Here is a 17365-nt window from a genome sequence, read left to right as displayed (position 1 = left end):
TCCGGTGCTCCCATGAGACGATGACCTCAAGTCGTACTGTACACACGATATATGATGTTGAGGAAGGCTGGCCAATGCCACCGAACACGTCCTCCGCCGCACGGCGTCGTAACCGCTTGCCGCTGAGCGACGAGGTGGCCGCCCACGTCCGGGCGCAGATCATGTCCGGCCAGCTGCAGCCCGGGGAGTTCGTCCGGCTGGAGAAGGTCGCGGACGACCTGGGGATCAGCGCGACCCCGGTGCGCGAAGGGCTGCACGCCCTGCGCGGTGAGGGTTTCCTCGACTTCGAGCCACGGCGCGGCTTCGTGGTGGCGCCGCTGTCCCCCGACGACATCGAGGACCTGTTCCTCGTCCAGGCCGACATCGCCGGGGAGCTGGCCGCACGGGCAGCCGTCGCCTCGACCCCCGAGGTGGTCGAGGAGCTGCGACGGCTCCAGACCCAGCTCGACCAGGCCACCTCCGACGGGCGCAGCGAGGACGTCGTCGACCTCAACCACCAGATCCACCGCACCATCAACGTGCTCGCGGCCGCGCCCAAGCTGTCGTTCCTGCTGAGCGTGGCGGTGCGCTACGTGCCACAGCCGTTCTTCAACACCATCGAGGGCTGGGTCTCGGCCGCGGTCCACGACCACGACAAGGTGTTCTCGGCCATGGAGGCCAACGACGCGGAGGCCGCCCGCGAAGGCATGCGGCAGCACATCCTCAACGCGGGCAACCTGCTCGCGGACCACTTCCGGGCCGAGGCGGACAAGAAGCCGGAGCCGCCTGTCCGCAAGGGACGCTAGGCGTCCCTCCCGGCCCGCTCAGCCCAGGCCGCGGGCAACGAGCTGGTTGACGATCACGTTGCGCTGGATCTCGTTGGTGCCCTCGCCGACGAGCATCAGCGGGGCGTCGCGGAAGTAGCGCTCCACGTCGTACTCGGTGGAGTAGCCGTAGCCGCCGTGCACCCGGATCGCCGACAGCGTGATCTCGGCAGCCGCCTCCGAGGCGAACAGCTTGGCCATGCCGGCCTCGAGGTCACTGCGCTCACCGGCGTCGTACTTGCGGGCAGCGTGCAGGACCAGCTGCTGGGCGGCGACGAGCTTGGTCGCCATGTCGGCGAGCATGTTGCCGACGGACTGGTGCTTCCAGATGGGCTTGCCGAAGCTCTCCCGCTCCTGGGCGTACCGCAAGGAGTCGTCCAGAGCGGCCCGGGCAACGCCGGTGGCACGTGCCGCCACCTGGATGCGGCCCACCTCCAGCCCCTTCATGAACTGGGTGAACCCCTTGCCCTCCTCCTCGCCGAGAAGCGAGGTGAGCGGTGTGCGGAAGTTGTCGAAGGACAGCTCGCAGCTCTCCACGCCCTTGTAGCCGAGCTTGGGCAGGTCGCGGGAGACGGCGAACCCCGGCCCCTTCTCGACCAGCAGGATGCTCATCCCCCGGTGGGCCGGAACGGCCGTGGGGTCGGTGCGGCACAGCAGCGCCACGAGCTGGGAGCGGCGGGCGTTGGTGATCCAGGTCTTGGAGCCGTTGACGACGTAGCTGTCGCCGTCCTTGGCCGCCACCGTGCGCAACGCCTGGAGGTCCGATCCGCCACCCGGCTCGGTGAGCGCCATCGTGGCCCGGATCTCGCCGGTCGCCATCTTCGGCAGGTAGCGCTGCTTCTGCTCCTCGGTGCCGTGGGCGAGCAGGAGCTTCGAGACGACGGTGTGCCCGCCCATGGCGCCGGCCAGGCTCATCCACCCGCGGGACAGCTCCTCGGTGACGAGCGCGTAGCAGACGGTGGAGACCTCGACGTCACCGTACGGCTCCGGGATGGCGAGGCCGAAGATGCCGAGCTGCTTCATCTGCTCGATCAGCTGCTCGGGGTACTCGTTGGCGTGCTCGAGCTCCGAGGCGATGGGGCGCACCTTGCGGTCGACGAAGTCGCGGACCGTCGCGAGGATGGCCTGCTCCTCCTCATTGAGGTCGGTCATGGGGATTCCTCCGGGTGGTGGTGGCAGCGTGCTCAGGACGTGGTGATGCAGGAGAAGCGGTGGTGGCCGCGGGCGAGGCCCGGCGGCGGGCGTCGGTTCACACCGAGCCGACCTCGCGGAGCCGGATGACCTGCTCGGCGGTGTAGCCCAGGGAGGTCAGGACAGCGTCGGTGTGCTCACCGAGGGCCGGCACGGGGTCCATCCGGGCCTCGGCCGAAGGCGTGGAACCGGGCGGGAGCAGGGCCTGCACCGGGCCGCTCGGCGTCTGCACCGTGCGCCACCGGTCGCGGCCCTCCAGGACGGGGTGGTCCAGCAGGCCGCGTACGTCGTTGACCCGAGCCGAGGCCACCGCCGCGCGCTCCAGCCGCTCGAGCACCACCGACCCCTCGAGGTCGGCGAAGCACTGGCTGATCAGCTCGTTGAGCGGGACCCGGTTGGCCACGCGGGCCGATCCACGCGAGAAGCGGGGGTCGACCGCGACGGCCGGGTCCTCGAGCACGGTCGCGCAGAACGAGACCCACTCGCGCTCGTTCTGGATGGCGAGCAGGACGGTCGAGCCGTCGCCGGTGGTGAACGGGCCGTACGGCGCGATGGTGGCGTGCTCCATCCCCACGCGCGCCGGCTGCGTCCCCGAGCCCGCGGTGTAGTGCGCCGGGGCGCCCATCCACTCGGCGAGGGACTCGAACAGGGAGACCTCCACCCGGCGGGCCGCTCCGGCTGTCGCGCGGGCGTAGAGGGAGGTGAGGATGCCGCTGAATGCGTACATGCCCGCCGCGATGTCGGCCACGGAGATGCCGACCTTGGCCGGCTGCTCCGGAGTGCCGGTGAGCGAGACCAGTCCGGCCTCGCACTGGACCAGCAGGTCGTAGGCCTTGCGGTCCGACCAGGGCCCGTCGCTGCCGTAGCCGCTCACGTCGCAGACGATGAGGTCGGGGAACCGAGTGGCGAGCGATGCGGCGTCGAGCCCGAGGCGCTCGGTGGCGCCGGGGGCGAGGTTCTGCACGAAGACGTCCGCGGTCCCGAGCAGGCGCTCCAGCATGGCCCGCCCGCCCGGTGACTTCACGTCACAGGTGACGGACTCCTTGGACCGGTTGAGCCACACGAAGTAGCTGGCCTCGCCGCCGACCGTCTCGTCGTACGCGCGGGCGAAGTCGCCCACCCCGGGCCGCTCCACCTTGATGACTCGGGCGCCGAGATCGGCCAGCTGACGAGTGGCGAAGGGAGCGGCGACGGCCTGCTCCAGGCTGACCACGGTGATGCCGGCCAGCGGCAGACTCGTCATGCGTGAGTACAGGTCGTAGGCATTTCTGTATAATATATCTGATTGTAGATGTGTCAACCCGCCCAACACCCGCCGAAGGAGCCCGCCGTGGCAACCACCGGACCACTGCTCCCCCGTCGTCGCCGTTCGTCCCTGTGTGTCCCCGGGAGCGAGTCGCGCAAGGTGGAGAAGGCGCTCGCCTCCGAAGCCGACGAGGTGGTGATCGACCTCGAGGACGCCGTGGCGGTGGGCGCGAAGGACAGTGCCCGCGACGCAGTGGTGGAGATCCTCGAGAGCCAGCAGCTGCGGGACCCGGCGCAGATCGCGGTGCGGGTCAACGCGCCCGGCACGCCGTGGTGCCACCTCGACCTGCTGGCCGTGGCCGGTCTGACGCGCCCGCCCGGGAGCGTGGTGCTGCCCAAGGTGGAGTCCGCCGGTGACCTGGCCTTCGTCGAGCGGCTGCTCGACGGCGCGCAGGCGACAGCCGGTACCGGGCACCGGATCGGCGTGCAGGCGCTCGTCGAGACCGCGGGCGGCGTGGCCCGGGTGTCGGAGATCGCCGCAGCCGGCGGCCGGCTGGAGGCGCTGCTGCTGGGCTATGCCGACCTCGCCGCCTCCCTGGGCCTGCGTGCCGAGGGAGACGAGCTCGCGGCCCTGTGGCTGCCCGTGCAGTCCGCCGTGCTGGTCGCGGCGCGCGCGGCGGGGCTGCAGGCCATCGACGGCCCCCACCTCGGCATCCGCGACGACGAGCCCTTCCGCGCCGCGGTCGGACAGACCCGTGCCCTGGGCTTCGACGGGCGCTGGGCGATCCACCCTGCGCAGGTACCCGCCATCAACGAGCTGCTCTCCCCCTCGGCCGAGGAGGTGACGCACGCGCGGGCGGTCATCGCAGCCCTGGAGGCGGCGGACCAGGACGGCGCCGGAGCCGTCGCCCTCGACGGGCAGATGCTCGACGAGGCCCTCGCCGTCTCCGCGCGCCGCGTGCTCGCCTCGGCCGGAGTGCCGGCATGAGCGCCGCCGGCGCGCGCCTCGTCGCCGAGGGGCCCTGGTTCGAGGAGCTACGCCCCGGTCAGGTCTTCGACCGGGCACCGGCCGTCACCCTGACCGACGGCCTGGCCGCCGCCCACCAGGCGGTCGTCGGCAGCCGGATGCGCCTGGCGCTCGACCACGACCTCAGCCGCCGCGTGACCGGCGAGACGCAGCCGCTCGCCCCGCCCGCACTGGTCTGGGACGTGGCGATCGGCTCCTCGACGACCGTCACGCACCACGTGGTCGCCAACCTCTTCTACCGCGGGCTCGTGCTGCGCCGGGCACCGCTGCTCGGCGACACCCTGCACACCCGCACCGAGGTCGTCGCGCTGCGGCAGAACACCGTGCGGCCCGGGCGCCGCCCGACCGGGCTGGCCGCACTGCGGATCACGACCGTCGACCAGCACGACCGCCTGGTGCTCGACTTCTGGCGCTGCGCGATGCTCCCGCTCCGCGACCCCGAGGTCGTCACCGGGTACGCCGACGACCTGGCCCTGGTCGGGTCCGACGCGGTCGTGCCCGGCGGATCGGAGTGGACCGGTCCCACCGCGGCCTGGCGTCTCGACGCGTTCCGGGACGCGGTGCCGGCGCAGGGACAGGTCGAGGTCCGCGCCGGCGACGTCTGGGAGGTGGCCGGGGGCGACGTCGTCTCCAGTGCTCCCGAGCTGGCCCGGCTGACCACGAACGTCGCCCGCACGCACCACGACGACGCCGCCGGCCCCGAGGGCCGGCTCGTCTACGGCGGGCACACGATCGGGATCGCCCTGAACCAGGTGCTGCGCGCCCTGCCCGACCTCGTCACGGTGGTCGGCTGGCGCAGCTGCGACCACCTCGGCCCGGTCCACGAGGGGGACACGCTGACGAGCACGGTCGAGGTGGAGGAGGTCTCGCCGCTGCCCGACGGCCGGCTGGTCCAGCTCCGCTCCCGGGTGACGGGCCGGTCGCAGCCCGGCGGAGACGAGACACCGGTGCTCGACTGGCGGTTCGCGGCCGTGCTGGCCTGACGGCGACCACGCGCCACAGCGGTCCGATGTGATATCACATATGACATGCCGGACCTCCCTTCGCTGACCCGTCAGCTCGCCGCCGTACTCGCCCGACCCGTGAGCGCGGAGGACCGTGCCCTCGCTGCCGTGCACCTCGAGGACTGGGTGGGTGCCGTCGCCGCTGCGCTGACTCGCCCCGAGGGGCAGGCCGTCGTCGCCTACACCCGCTCACAGCGCGGGGCGGGAGCGACGGCGCTCGGCGCCGGGGAGGCGAGCGAGGCGAGCGCGGCCTTCCACACCGGGGCCCTCGCGATCGCCCTGGAGCTCGACTCCAATGACCGCGAGGGCAAGCTGCACGCCGGACCGGTCGTGATCGCCGCTGCCCTCGCGACCGCCGAGGCGACCGGGGCGAGCGGGACGGCGCTGCTCGACGCGATCGTGCGCGGCTACGAGGCCGCAGTCAGGGTCGGCCGCTCGGTCGGCCCCGGGCACTACCACTTCTTCCACAACACCTCGACGTGCGGCGGGTTCGGGGCAGCGGCGGCGGTTGCGTCGCTCCTCGGCCTCGACGAGGAGCAGACCACGCACGCGCTCGGCCTCGCCGGCACCACGGCCGGCGGCTTCTGGCAGGTCCGGATGGAGCAGGCGACGGCGAAGCTGGCGCACGCCGGTCGCGCCGCCGAGGCGGGGATCACCTCGGCACGGCTCGCCGCTGCCGGGCTCACCGCACCGGCACACGTGCTCGAGGGAGAGCGCGGCCTGTACGCCGCGACCGCACCCGACGCGGACCCCGCTGCCATCACCGCGGCGCCCGACGGTCCCTGGCTGATCCACGAGTCGTCGCTGAAGCCTTGGGCCTGCTGCCGCCACGCCCACCCGGCGATCGACGCCGCCCTGGAGCTCCGCACCGGCCTCGCCGGCGAGCCGATCGAGCACGTCGAGGTCTCCGGGTACGCCGACGCCCTGGCCTTCTGCGACCGGCCGGTGCCCACGACCAGCGGCGAGGCCCGGTTCTCGTTGCAGCACGTGATCGCGTGCGCGCTGCTCGACGGTGAGCTGGAGCTGCCCGCCTTCGACGAGCCGTTGCTGTCCCGCCCCGACGTCGCCGCGCTGCGCGAGCGGGTAGTGCTGCGGGTCGACCCGGCGCTCGAGGCCGCCTACCCGGTCGCCTGGGGCGCCACGGTCGTCGTGACCACCCCTACGCGCACGCTGACCGTGGCCCGTGACGAGGCGCTCGGCGACCCGGCGCGGCCGTTGTCGCTGTCCGACGTACGACGCAAGACCGCACGGCTGCTCGCAGCCTGGTCGGACGACGCCACTCTCCCGGCAGCGCTGGCGGGGGCCGTCGACGAGCTGCTCGCCGGTGCGCCCGTGGCCGCCCTGACAGCAGTGCTGCGGGCGGCCGACGAGCGTCAGTCCAGCGAGGACGCCGCGGCGTACCAGTCGTAGACCTCGCCAGGCGTGGCGAAGACGGTGTCGTCCCTGGCCTGCAGGGCGTCGAGCACCTGGAGCAGGTAGGGGAACCGGTGCGGCACGCCCAGCAGGTGCGGGTGGAGCGGGAGCGCGAGCACCCGGGGACCGTCCGCCAGCTCCGCGGTGAGCACGTCCAACGTGTCCCGGACCCGCTGGGCCCACTCGGTGGCGGTCTGCTTCTCGACCGCGAAGACCACGCTGTCGTTGAGCTCGAGGTTGTAGGGCACCGCGACGAGGGGGCGGGACGCGGTGCGCACCACCGTCGGTACGTCGTCGACGCACCAGTCGAGCACGTAGTCGATCCCGGCCTCGGCCAGCAGGTCGGGCGTCCGGAACGTCTCCTGCAGCCCGGGCCCGAGCCACCCTCGGGGACGCACCCCGGTGGCCTCGGCCAGCATCGACAGCGAGGTCTCGATGACCTCGCGCTCGTCCGCCGCACCGTGCAGGGACTCCTGGCGTACGCCGTGCCCGATGAACTCCCAGCCGCTGGCGAGGAGCACCTCGAAGGCGCGGGGGTAGTCCTGCACCACCGCGGCGTTCATGCTGATGCCGCCCGGCAGGCCGCGCTCGGCGAAGGCCTTGAGCATCCGCGGCAGACCTGCCCGCATGCCGTACTCGACCCAGCTGAAGTTCGGCACGTCGGGGATGTTCTCCGTGCCGTGCGGGGCCGAGATGATCTTGCGCGGCATCGGCCGGTCGAACGGCCAGGTCTCCACGTTGATGACCGGGCAGATGACCAGGCGCCGTCCCCGGAGCTCGGGCAGCGCCGGCAGGTCACCGGCCAGCGCGTGCTCGATCGCCTTCCCGGCAGCGGGTCCGGCTGCGGACGAGGTGCTCACCCGCGCGCCTTGCCGAGGTAGGCCTCCCGGACACGTGTGTCGTGGTGGAGCTCCTCGGAGGTGCCCTCCGCCATCATCTTCCCGGTCTGCAGGACGTAGCCGCGCTCGGCGGTGCGCAGTGCGTACTGCGCGTTCTGCTCCACGAACAGCACGGTCGTCCCCTGGGCGCTGATCTCCTTGATGATGTCGAAGATCTCGGCCACGATCAGCGGCGCGAGTCCCAGCGAGGGCTCGTCGAGGCAGACCAGCTTGGGACGCGACATCATCGCGCGGCCCACGACGAGCATCTGCTGCTCGCCACCGCTCATCGTCCCGGCGTTGGAGTCGGCCCGGCGACCGAGGTGCGGGAAGCGCTCCAGCACCTCGTTCGCGGCCTTCGTCAGGGTCTTCCGGTTCTCCCGGTGCCTGAATCCGCCCATCATCAGGTTCTCGCGCACGCTCATGAACGGGAAGACGTGCCGCCCCTCGGGCACCAGGGTCAGGCCGAGCTCGACCCGCTTGTGCGTGGGGAGGTGGGTGATGTCCGTCCCGTCGAAGGTGATCCGGCCGGACTTGACCGGGATCAGCCCGGCGACCGCGGCCATGGTGGTGGTCTTGCCGGCTCCGTTGGAGCCGATCAGGGTGACGACCTCACCTTGGTCGACGTGGAAGGTGATGTCCTCGCAGACCACCACGTTGCCGTACGCGAGGGTGACACCCTCGACCGTCAGTAGCCGACTCATCCGACGACCTCCTCGCCCAGGTAGGCCCGGATGACTTCCGGGTCCTGTTGGATCTCGCTTGGGGTCCCCTGGGCGAGCTTCTTGCCGAAATTCATCACGACGATCTTGTCCGCGACGTCCATCACCAGGTCCATGTTGTGCTCGACCAGCATGATCGTGATCCCCATGTCGCGGATCTGCCGCAGCCGGTCGACCAGGTGCTCGGCCTCGGCGAGGTTCAGCCCCGCACCCGGCTCGTCGACACAGAGCAGCTTGGGCTTGGTGGCAAGCGCCCGAGCGATCTCGAGCATGCGCTGCTGGCCGTAGGACAAGGTGTCGGCCTGGGCGTCCTGGAGGTGCCGCAGGCCGACCAGGTCCAGGAGGGCCAGCGAGGACTCCCGCGTCTCCGCGACAGCCTCACGGACCGCCCGTCCGCCGAACAGGTGCCGCCACGGCGGCAGTGTCGCGGAGGACTGCGCGCCGATCACGACGTTGTCCATCACCGAGAGCGCCTTGAACAGGCGGATCTTCTGGAACGTGCGGGCCACGCCACGACGACTCATCGCGATGGCGTTGGCGTCGGTGACGTCCTGGCCGTCGAACCGCAGTGTCCCGGCCGTGGGCTGGTAGGTGCCGCTGACCAGGTTGAACATGGTCGACTTGCCGGCGCCGTTGGGACCGATCAGGGCGAGCACCTGGCCCTCGTCCACAGTGAACGAGACCCCGTCGATGGCGGTCACGCCACCGAAGCGCTTCTTGACCTCGGAGACCTCAAGGAGTCCCATAGGACACCTCCTCGGTGTTCTTGAAGGTGGGCGGTGGAAGGTCGTCGGCCCCGGCTCGTGACCAGCCGAGCTTCGAGCGGACCAGGGCGCCGATGCCGGCGAGCCCTTGGGGGAAGAAGAGCACCGTGAGCGTCAGGGCCAGGCCGAACACGATCAGCCGGTACTCCGTCCCGACCTCGCGGAGCGCCTCGGGGGCGATGGTCAGCACGAGTGCACCCAGCACCGGGCCCACCAGCGTCCCGGAGCCTCCGACGATCACCATCGCGAGCAGCGTGAACGAGACGGTCAGGATGAACGACGACGGCTCGAGGATCCCGACGTACCCGGCGTACAGGCCGCCGGTGAGTCCGGCGATGACCGCGGAGAGGGTGAAGGCGAAGCTCTTCCAGGCGAAGCTGCGGATCCCGAGCGACAGGGCCGAGACCTCGTCCTCGCGGATCGCGGTGAGCGCGTCACCCATGGGCGACTTGATCATCCGCCGGATCACGACGTACCAGAAGATCGCGAAGACCCCGGCGAGGAGCAGGTAGGCGGCCTTCACCCCGAAGTCGAGTGACATGCCACCGCCCAGCGGGATGTCCGGCGGTCCGGGGATGCCGGGGATGCCCTGCGGGCCACGGGTGACCGAGATCCAGTTCATCAGCGTGGAGTACACGATGACGGCGAACCCCATGGTCGCGATCGCCAGGTAGTGCCCCTTGAGCCGGAGCGTGAACGCGGCCAGGACCATGCCACACACCCCCGCTGCCAGACCACCGACGAGGAACGCGGCCCAGAAGGACCACTCGTAGGTCGTGGTGAGGATGGCGAAGGTGTAGGCGCCGACGCCGAAGAAGGCGCCGTGCCCCAGGGCGAGGAGGCCGGTGTAGCCGACCACCAGGTTCAGCGACATCGCCAGGGTCACGTTCAGCAGGGCGATGATGACCACCTGCTGCCAGAACGAGCCGGTGATCAGCGAGGGCAGGGCCATGACGATCACCAGCGCGCCGATGATCGGCAGCGAGCTGCGGATCCAGGCGTGGCGTGACAGCAGTTCAGACATTCTCGTCCACCCTCTCGGCGATGAGTCCCGTCGGCCGGACGGCCAGGGTGAGCAGCAGGATGCTGAAGATGACCAGGCTGGACAGCCCCGCCTGCAGGTATCCCGTCACCAGGGACTCGATGACGCCGACCAGCAGGCCGACGATGATGGTGCCGTTGACGTTGCCGAAGCCGCCGATGATGACGGTGGCGAAGGCCAGCACGATGATGTTCGCGCCCACGAGGGGCTCGATCACCAGCAGCGGACCGAGCAGGCTGCCACCGAGGCCGGCGAGCGCCGAGCCGATGATGAACGTCATCAAGATGATCCGGGAGACGTTCACCCCCATCAGCGAGGCCGCCGGAGCGTCCTGGCTGACTGCCCGCATCGCTCGTCCCGTCGCCGTGGAGCGCAGGAAGACGAACAGCGCGACGATGGCGGAGACCGAGACCACGAAGATGATGGCCCGCTGGTAGCTCAGGTAGAGCCCACCGATCTCGATGGTCGACTGCGTGTAGGGGCTGGCGTACTGCTTCGGGTTGGGGCCGAAGAACAGCAGCGCCAGGTTCTGCAGCAGGATCGAGGCCCCGACCGTGGCGACCAAGGGTCTGAGCTGGTCGGTCTTCTTTTTTCGTAGCGGTCTGAAGATGGAGAACTCGATCAGCACGCCCATCAGGCCGCCGACGACCGTCGCCATCACCACGGAGAGTGCATACGGCAGGTTCAGCTGGTCGACGCCGAGGAAGCCTGCGAAGGCTCCCAGCATCAGGAACTCGCCGTGGGCGAAGTTGATCTGGACGAGCACCCCGTAGATCAGCGTGAGCCCGAGGGCCACGATGACGTACAGGCTGCCCTGGATCAGGCCGTTGAGGAGTTGTTGCAACAAGGTCGTCATGGAATCTCCAAGGTCACCGGACGGGGAAGGACGCGGTCACCAGTCGAGCGAGACGAGGGAGCCGTCCGCCTTGGTCTGGACGTAGTGGATCGTGTCCATCTCGATGTTCTGCTGCTCGTTCGGGCAGGAGCAGGTGTCCTCGTCGTTCTTCTCGAAGGTCACCGTGCCGGTCACCCCTTCGAAACCCTCCAGCTCCAGCAGGCCGGCCTGGATGTCGGCGGGCGCGGTGCTCTCCTGGGACTTCGCCGCCTCGGCGATGACCATGACCGCGTCGTAGGTGTGGGCCGAGATGTGGTTGGGGACCTCCTTGAACTTCGCCTTGAAGTCCTTGAGGAACTGCGTCGCTGCTGCGTTCGGGTCGTTGGGGTCGAACTGCACGATGCGCACGAAGCCCTCGGCCGCACCCTTCGCGACCTTGTCCTCGAAGCCCATCGGCAGCCAGATCGTGCTGATCTGCACAGCGCTTCCGCCACCGCCCTTGGTGACGCGAGCCTGCGCCAGCGAGTTGGTGATGTTCACGCCCTGGCCCTCGATCGTGTACGTCGGGATGACGTCGACGTCACCGAGCGCGGCGACCCGGGTGGCGATGGAGGTGAAGTCCTGGACCTCGCGGTCGAAGCCGATGGTGTCGAGGACCTTCCCGCCGTCCTTCTCGAAGAACTCCTTGAAGACCTCGGCGTTGCCGATGCCGGCGTCGGTGTTCTCGTGCAGGATCACCGCGGTCTTGGCGTCCATCTTCTCGATGGCCTGGGACGCGATGTCGGCGCCCTGCATGACCTCGTTGGGCATGATCCGGAACATCCAGGGGTCACCCGGGTCCGTCACAGCCTTCGCCGAGGACCCCGGGGTCACACCGGGGATCTCCTCCTGCGTGAGGACGGGCATCATGCCGAGGGTCGAGCTGGAGCACTCGTCGCCGAGGATGGCGTTGGCGCCGTCGGCGATCACCTTCTCGGCGGCCTGCTTCGCCCCGAGGGGGGTGCACTGGCTGTCGGAGAAGTTGACCTTGATCGGCTTGCCGTTGATCCCGCCGTCCGCGTTGACCTGGTCGACGGCGAGCTCGGCGCCCTTCCGCGCAGCGACCCCGAAGTACGCCGCGGGACCGGCGAGAGGCAGCACGGCTCCGATCTCGAGCGCGTCGTTCTTGTCGCGGGACGAGCTCGACCCGCTGTCGTTCTCAGAAGAGATGGCGCCGCAACCGGCGAGCAGCAGGCAGCCCGTCGCCATTGCCGCGACCAGGCTGGTCCGTCGTGTCCGCATCGAGTGCTCCTCTTGGGGGTTGAGTGATGTTGGTTTGGTTGCTTGTGGGGTCGTGCCTCGTCGGAAGGGCTAGCTCAACGAGGTCTGCGCGCCGTCGATGACGACGTTGGTTCCGTTGACGTGCGCGGTCGTGGGGCTGAGCAGGATCGCCGCGACGCGGGCCACCTCGTCCGGCTCGGCGACGCGGCCGGCCGGGATCCCGGAGACGATGTGGTCACCGGCACCCTGCTCGTCGACGCCCTCACGTCGCATCACGCTCGCCCGCAGGCCCTCGTAGCGCGCGGTGGCCGTGGGGCCGGGGCTCAGGCAGTTGATGCCGATGCCGTCCGGTGCCACGTGCTGGGCGGTGCTGGCGACAAGGTTCACCAAGGCCGCGTTCATGGCGCCCGAGGTGGACATCGTGGAGCCGGGCCCGTGGGCGCTGTTGCCGGCCACGACGACGATCCGGCCGGTGCCCTGGGCGCGCATGTCCGGCAGCACGGCCCGGACCGCGCGGACCGAGGCCAGGAACTTGCCGTCGAAGGAGCGCTGCCAGGTCTCGTCGTCGAGCTCGTCGAAGTGGCCCACCGGGGTCGATCCCACGGTCGCCAGCAGGCCGTCGATGCGTCCGCCGTGGGAGCGCGCCGCGTCGACGAGCGCGGTGACGCCCTCGACGGTGGTGAGGTCGCCGGGCACGGTGAGGTGCCCGCCGCCGATGCCGGCCAGCTCCTCGGCGAGGGTGGCCAGCGCCTCCTCGTTGCGGGCGCCGACCACGACGCGGGCACCTTCGCGGGCGAGCTCGAGGGCGGTCGCGCGGCCGATGCCGGCGCTTCCCCCGGTCACCACGACCAGGGCGTCAGCCAGCTGTAGATCCATGACCGGCCTCCCAGGTCTGGATCAGGTCCGCCGTCGAGCAGACCGTGGCGTAGCGGTGTCCGGCAGAGGCGAGCGCGCTCTCGTGCAGCGACATGTCCCAGGACGCGCAGGCGTCCTCGGGGATGACCACGTAGTAGTCGAGGCTGAAGGCCTCGCGGGCGGTCGCCTCGACACACACGTTGGTGGACACGCCACAGCAGATGACGCTCTCGCGTCCCATGCTGCGGAGCACCAGGTCGAGGTTCGTCCCCGCGAAGCCGCTGTAGCGGTACTTCTTCACCACGGTCTCCCCGGGTGCGGGCTGCAGCTCCTCGACGATCTCCTGGCCCCAGGTGCCGTCCATGCAGATGTCGACCACGGAGTACGTCGCCCGGGAGCGCGCGTCGAGCCAGGCGCCGGAGTCACTGGCGTGGTCGGGCAGCGTCGTGTGCTGGACGTGGATCACCGGCACTCCGGCGGCGCGGGCGCCGGCCAGGAGCTGCTGCTGCTGGGGGATGGCCCGGTGCGCGTGCTCGACCTTGCGACCGGCCCGCACAGCGGTCTTGCCCTCCGGGTGCACGAAGTCGTTGACCATGTCGATGATCACGAGCGCGGTGCGGTCCGGGTCGATCTTCTCCGTGAGCGTGGACAGGACCGTCGGCGATGCCACCATCAGTTGTCTCCCGTGAGTTCGGTGGTGGGCAGCTGGACGTACTCGACGAGCACGCCGTCGGGACGGCCCCCGTCGGCGAAGCCGATCAGGGTGCCGCGCGCCCCGGGACGGGGCACCCGGTCGAGCAGGGTGAGGCCGCGCTCCTCGGCGTCGCGGAGGGCCGCGGCGACGTCCGGCACCTCGTAGGCGAAGTGGTGGATCCCCTCGCCGCGGCGGGAGATGAACTCCGCCACGTCGTCGCTCTCGTCGGTGGCCTCGAGCAGCTCGACCAGGCAGCCGCCGGCGTCGTAGAAGGCCACCTTCACGGTCGGGAACTCCTCGACCCCCTGGTAGGGCAGGCCGAGCTGACGGGAGAAGTGGTCGGCGTGTGCGTCGAGGGACTCGACCGCCCAGCCCACGTGGTGCATGCGCATGCCGGACGAGGCGGCGGGCTCTCCAGTCTCAGCGGGCGACATCGGACTCCTCACGGGGGGTGGTTCGGGCTTGTCCGGGGACGTTACGCAGCCCGTATTTCGATACCGTATACGATATGTTTCGATAACGTATACGATATGTTTTGTGAGGTCAACGGCACCCGGCCAAGTCAGATGAGTGGTCGTGCGAGCCCCGTGAAACGGCGCGAATCACGCTCGTTGCACCCCGTGGCAGCCGTGTCTGCCGCCGCCGCTGCCACCGCTCTGGGAGTGCTGCCGGTCTACCTGCTCAGCGCCCTGGTGGTCCAGGTCCGTGCTGATGTCCCCCTCAGCAAGGTCGCTCTGGGTGTGAGCGTATCCGGCTTCTTCGCCCTCTCCGCGCTCGCCTCACCCTCGGCCGGGCGACTGGTCGAACGGGTTGGATCCGGGCGGGGAATGGCGCTGGGCGCACTCGCCGGTGCGCTCTCCCTGACGGTCGCAGGACTGGCCACCCACTGGGTCGGGATCGCAGCCGGGGTCGCCCTGGGCGGGCTCGCGAACGCGATCGGCCAGGTCGCCTCGAACCTCGCTCTCGCCGAGGCGGTACCTGCCCGGCGCCAGGGGATCGCCTTCGGGATCAAGCAGGCAGCCGTCCCCGGCGCGACCGTCGTGGCCGGTCTCGCCGTACCCCTCGCCGGGCTGACCGTGGGGTGGCGGTGGGCCTTCCTCGCGGGTGCCGTGCTGCCCCTGGCGTTCGGGGTGTGGGCGGCACGGACACCGGGCCTGCGCTCGAGCACCCCCGCTCGCACGCGGCGCCAGGGTCCTCGCCGACGCGCGGACATGACGCTGCGCGCCCTCGCCGTGCTCGCGTTCAGCGCCGCGCTCGGCACCTTCGCGGCCAACACCCTGGCGGCGTTCCTCGTCGACGCGACCGTCTCCGACGGCTTCTCGCCGGCGAGCGCCGGCATCCTGCTGGCGGTCGGCAGCCTGTCGAGCGTCTTCGTGCGGGTCGCCGTGGGCTCCCTGGTCGACGCCCGCAGCTTCCCGCTGCTGCCTGCTGTCAGCATGATGCTGGCAGTCGGGGCCGCCGGCCTGGTCGGCCTCTCCGTCACCGCGGACCCGGCGCTCGTGGCCGTGGCCGCGGTCGTGTCGTACCTGGGGATCTGGGGGTGGAACGGCGTGTTCACGCTGGCGATCGTGCGAGCGAACCCGAGCGCGCCTGCCGCGGCGACGGGGGTCACGCAGGCCGGCCTCTACTGCGGTGGCGTCGTGGGTCCGAGCGTGTTCGGCTACCTCGCCGGGACGGCCGGCTACGACGCGGCCTGGCGGGTCACCGCCGTGATCGCGGTCCTCGGTGCGATCGGCATCGGGCTCACTGCGCGGCGTACCGCCACGGGCGCGGTCGCGGCGCCGCCCGGACCGGCGCACCCGGCCGTCGGCGGTGAGTCGTGACCTCTCCTGACGCGGTGCTGCGCGGTCTCGCCGTGAGCTTCTACGCCGCTCCCGACGACTGCAGCCTCGAGCGCTTCTGCGCGATGCTCGCCGAGCGCGGCATCGGGGGCATCGGGCTGACCGCGCGCGCACTCGTGGACCGGACGCCTGCGCAGGTGGGCTCGCTGCTGGCGGCGCACGACCTCGTGGCCACCTCGCTGAACAGCGCCGGCTACTTCCTGCACGCCGACCTCGATCGCGCCCGCGCCCAGCGGGAGCTCGACTCCCGGCTGCTGGAGTGGGCGAGCCAGCTGCAGGTGCCGCTGAACGTGATCCCGGGCGGGGTCGACGACGCGCGCGCGACCGGGCAGGCCGTGACGGTGGCCGAGGCGCGACGAGCCGCCCAGTCCGCCCTCGAGGCGCTGGCCGACCGCGCCGCGAGCCTCGGCGTACGGCTCTCGCTGGAGCCGATCCACCCGCTCGGGCTGCCGGACAAGGGGTGCATCAACCAGCTCTCGGCCGCACGGAGCGCCATCGCGGGCCTGCCGGGCGCCGGCCTGACCCTCGACCTGTTCCACTCCTGGTGGGACGCGGACCTGGAGACCACCGTGGCGGACGCGGTCGAGGACCTGCTGGTCGTCCAGGTGTGCGGGGTGACCGCCGAGCCCGGCACTCCCCCGCGTCGTACCGACCTCGGGCTTGGATCCGTCGACGTGGGCGGGCTGCTGCACCAGCTCCACGCCGCCGGCTACACCGCCCCGGTGGAGTACGAGGTGATGCAGTTCCAGCAGGCGCAGGAGGTGACCGGGCTGCTCGACCGGGCGGTGCGTGACTGGGTGCGGCTGCGGGCGGAGTCCCGCCCGAGCAGCACCTGAGCCGCCGGGGCCGCGCGGCGGCTCAGTAGTACCAGGGGTACGGCGACCAGTCCGGCTCGCGCTTCTCCAGGAACTGGTCGCGGCCCTCCTGGGCCTCGTCGGTCATGTAGGCCAGCCGCGTGGTCTCCCCGGCGAACAGCTGCTGGCCGACGAGCCCGTCGTCGATCAGGTTGAAGGAGTACTTCAGCATCCGCTGGGCCGTCGGGCTCTTGCCGTTGATCTTGGCGCCCCACTCCAGGGCGACCTTCTCCAGCTCGGCGTGCGGGACCACCCGGTTCACCGCGCCCATGCGCTGGGCCTCCTCGGCGGAGTACTCCTCGCCGAGGAAGAAGATCTCGCGGGCGAACTTCTGGCCCACCTGCCGGGCGAGGTACGCCGAGCCGAACCCGCCGTCGAAGCTGCCCACGTCCGCGTCGGTCTGCTTGAACCGGCCGTGCTCGGCGCTGGCCAGAGTCAGGTCGGAGACGACGTGCAGCGAGTGACCGCCGCCGGCGGCCCAGCCGTTGACCAGGCAGATCACCACCTTGGGCATGAACCGGATCAGCCGCTGGCACTCCAGGATGTGCAACCTGCCGAGCTTGGCCTTGTCGACCGTCTCCGCGGTCTCCCCTTCCGCGTACTGATAGCCGGCACGCCCGCGGATCCGCTGGTCGCCGCCGGTGCAGAACGCCCACTTGCCGTTCTTCTCGCTCGGGCCGTTGCCGGTGAGCAGGACGCAGCCCACGTCGCTCCACGTGCGCGCGTGCTCGAGGACCCTCAGCAGCTCGTCGACCGTGTGCGGCCGGAACGCGTTCAGCACGTCGGGTCGGTCGAAGGCGATCCGGACCGTTCCGTGGGCGCGGGCGCGGTGGTAGGTGAGGTCGGTCAGGTCCTCGAAACCGGGGACCTCGTCCCAGTCCGCTGGGTCGAAGATCTCGCTGACTCCGTCGATGGCACTCATGAGTCGAACCCTAGT

General features: G+C 70.8%; 18 protein-coding genes. 6 read left to right on the top strand and 12 right to left on the bottom strand.

Going from position 1 to position 17365, the window contains the following annotated elements; translation table 11 throughout:
• The first annotated feature begins 74 nt into the window (after positions 1-74).
• A complete protein-coding gene (locus AC4BGB_RS13075) occupies positions 75-785 on the top strand; it encodes a GntR family transcriptional regulator (RefSeq protein ID WP_490547316.1) in 711 nt (236 codons plus the stop codon).
• 18 nt (positions 786-803) lie between these two features.
• On the opposite strand, the gene AC4BGB_RS13070 is transcribed toward AC4BGB_RS13075, so the two are convergent.
• Together AC4BGB_RS13070 and AC4BGB_RS13065 are read right to left on the bottom strand one after the other, a co-directional pair.
• Complete coding sequence (locus AC4BGB_RS13070; RefSeq protein ID WP_490547315.1) at positions 804-1955, bottom strand: acyl-CoA dehydrogenase family protein; 1152 nt, start codon at positions 1953-1955, stop codon at positions 804-806.
• Between the two features lie 97 nt (positions 1956-2052).
• Positions 2053-3237, bottom strand: coding sequence for a CaiB/BaiF CoA transferase family protein (locus AC4BGB_RS13065; protein WP_490547314.1), 1185 nt, complete (start codon positions 3235-3237; stop codon positions 2053-2055).
• 87 nt (positions 3238-3324) lie between these two features.
• Between AC4BGB_RS13065 and AC4BGB_RS13060 the strand changes: the two genes are divergently transcribed.
• The 3 genes from AC4BGB_RS13060 to AC4BGB_RS13050 are packed head-to-tail and all read left to right on the top strand — an operon-like array spanning position 3325 to position 6680.
• A complete protein-coding gene (locus AC4BGB_RS13060; RefSeq protein WP_490547313.1) occupies positions 3325-4227 on the top strand; it encodes an HpcH/HpaI aldolase/citrate lyase family protein in 903 nt (300 codons plus the stop codon).
• Positions 4224-5249, top strand: a complete 1026-nt coding sequence (locus AC4BGB_RS13055) for a MaoC family dehydratase (RefSeq protein ID WP_490547312.1) — start codon at positions 4224-4226, stop codon at positions 5247-5249. The genes AC4BGB_RS13060 and AC4BGB_RS13055 overlap by 4 nt, the downstream gene beginning before the upstream one ends.
• A 45-nt stretch (positions 5250-5294) precedes the next feature.
• Positions 5295-6680: an MmgE/PrpD family protein gene (locus AC4BGB_RS13050; protein WP_490547311.1), complete on the top strand. Its 1386-nt coding sequence runs from the start codon at positions 5295-5297 to the stop codon at positions 6678-6680.
• On the opposite strand, the gene AC4BGB_RS13045 is transcribed toward AC4BGB_RS13050, so the two are convergent.
• The 9 genes from AC4BGB_RS13045 to AC4BGB_RS13005 all read right to left on the bottom strand — a co-directional run bounded on the left by AC4BGB_RS13045 (position 6644) and on the right by AC4BGB_RS13005 (position 14167).
• Positions 6644-7543, bottom strand: coding sequence for a polysaccharide deacetylase family protein (locus tag AC4BGB_RS13045; RefSeq protein WP_490547310.1), 900 nt, complete (start codon positions 7541-7543; stop codon positions 6644-6646). The genes AC4BGB_RS13050 and AC4BGB_RS13045 overlap by 37 nt on opposite strands.
• Positions 7540-8265: an ABC transporter ATP-binding protein gene (locus AC4BGB_RS13040; RefSeq protein ID WP_490547309.1), complete on the bottom strand. Its 726-nt coding sequence runs from the start codon at positions 8263-8265 to the stop codon at positions 7540-7542. Before AC4BGB_RS13040 ends, AC4BGB_RS13045 begins: the two co-directional genes overlap by 4 nt.
• Entirely contained in the window at positions 8262-9029 is a 768-nt protein-coding gene (locus tag AC4BGB_RS13035) for an ABC transporter ATP-binding protein (protein ID WP_490547308.1), read from the bottom strand. The genes AC4BGB_RS13040 and AC4BGB_RS13035 overlap by 4 nt, the downstream gene beginning before the upstream one ends.
• On the bottom strand, positions 9016-10071 hold the full coding sequence (locus AC4BGB_RS13030; RefSeq protein WP_490547307.1) for a branched-chain amino acid ABC transporter permease: 1056 nt from the start codon (positions 10069-10071) through the stop codon (positions 9016-9018). The genes AC4BGB_RS13035 and AC4BGB_RS13030 overlap by 14 nt, the downstream gene beginning before the upstream one ends.
• Positions 10064-10945 carry a branched-chain amino acid ABC transporter permease gene (locus AC4BGB_RS13025; RefSeq protein WP_490547306.1) on the bottom strand — a complete coding sequence of 294 codons (882 nt, stop codon included), beginning with the start codon at positions 10943-10945 and terminating at the stop codon, positions 10064-10066. Before AC4BGB_RS13025 ends, AC4BGB_RS13030 begins: the two co-directional genes overlap by 8 nt.
• Before the next feature lie 36 nt (positions 10946-10981).
• Positions 10982-12205, bottom strand: coding sequence for an ABC transporter substrate-binding protein (locus AC4BGB_RS13020; protein ID WP_490547305.1), 1224 nt, complete (start codon positions 12203-12205; stop codon positions 10982-10984).
• A gap of 69 nt (positions 12206-12274) precedes the next feature.
• A complete protein-coding gene (locus AC4BGB_RS13015) occupies positions 12275-13060 on the bottom strand; it encodes an SDR family oxidoreductase (RefSeq protein WP_490547304.1) in 786 nt (261 codons plus the stop codon).
• Positions 13041-13712, bottom strand: a complete 672-nt coding sequence (locus AC4BGB_RS13010; RefSeq protein WP_490547303.1) for a cysteine hydrolase family protein — start codon at positions 13710-13712, stop codon at positions 13041-13043. Before AC4BGB_RS13010 ends, AC4BGB_RS13015 begins: the two co-directional genes overlap by 20 nt.
• Entirely contained in the window at positions 13712-14167 is a 456-nt protein-coding gene (locus AC4BGB_RS13005; protein ID WP_490547302.1) for a VOC family protein, read from the bottom strand. The genes AC4BGB_RS13010 and AC4BGB_RS13005 overlap by 1 nt, the downstream gene beginning before the upstream one ends.
• Positions 14168-14353: 186 nt before the next feature.
• Between AC4BGB_RS13005 and AC4BGB_RS13000 the strand changes: the two genes are divergently transcribed.
• Both AC4BGB_RS13000 and AC4BGB_RS12995 read left to right on the top strand, forming a co-directional pair.
• Positions 14354-15556, top strand: a complete 1203-nt coding sequence (locus AC4BGB_RS13000) for an MFS transporter (protein ID WP_490547301.1) — start codon at positions 14354-14356, stop codon at positions 15554-15556.
• Positions 15553-16410 (top strand): sugar phosphate isomerase/epimerase family protein, encoded by an 858-nt coding sequence (locus AC4BGB_RS12995; RefSeq protein ID WP_490547300.1) that lies wholly within the window; start codon positions 15553-15555, stop codon positions 16408-16410. The genes AC4BGB_RS13000 and AC4BGB_RS12995 overlap by 4 nt, the downstream gene beginning before the upstream one ends.
• Positions 16411-16432: 22 nt before the next feature.
• Here AC4BGB_RS12995 and AC4BGB_RS12990 read toward each other — a convergent pair whose 3' ends face one another.
• Positions 16433-17350 carry a 1,4-dihydroxy-2-naphthoyl-CoA synthase gene (locus tag AC4BGB_RS12990; protein ID WP_490547299.1) on the bottom strand — a complete coding sequence of 306 codons (918 nt, stop codon included), beginning with the start codon at positions 17348-17350 and terminating at the stop codon, positions 16433-16435.
• Positions 17351-17365 lie beyond the last annotated feature (15 nt).

The organism is Nocardioides sp. Z30_9 (genome assembly GCF_058215735.1).
This window is presented reverse-complemented; position numbering and strand designations above follow the sequence as displayed.